Source organism: Vibrio sp. ZF57 (assembly GCF_001691235.1).
Classification (GTDB): Bacteria; Pseudomonadota; Gammaproteobacteria; order Enterobacterales; family Vibrionaceae; genus Vibrio; species Vibrio crassostreae_C.
In genome coordinates, this window is record NZ_MAKD01000049.1 from 1 (window position 1) to 432 (window position 432).

Here is a 432-nt window from a genome sequence, read left to right on the forward strand (position 1 = left end):
GCTAGAGCCTTATGCTCGCATCACGAAGCGCCTAAAAAGTTATATAGAACAACTACTGCCTCTTCTTCCCATTAAGCATATCTCCCCGTTAACGAGCGTACACTGGCACACCATTAAAGAGATAGATAAACGCCGACTTCGACAAGTTGTACCGTCAGTGAAATGGGAAGAGCTAAGGCAACTCGTCATGGACGAGTTCGCTATCTTTAAAGGGCACAGGTATGCCACGGTCATTGCTGACGCTAAGACTCATCAAGTCATTTGGATAGGGTTAGGCCGTAGCCGCAAGGACATACGACCGTTCTTCGAGCTGTTAGGCAAGCATGGCAATAATATCGAAGCGGTCGCGATGGACATGAATACGGATTTTGACCTTGATGTTGCTAAGTTCGGTCGTGAGGTAATGGATAGAGTCAGAGTCGACCAAGCCAA

At 47.5% G+C, this 432-nt stretch carries 1 protein-coding gene; it reads left to right on the forward strand.

Features of this window, described 5'->3' with window-relative positions:
* On the forward strand, positions 1–432 hold a 432-nt coding region (locus A6D97_RS05305; protein WP_139074299.1), incomplete at both ends, for a transposase.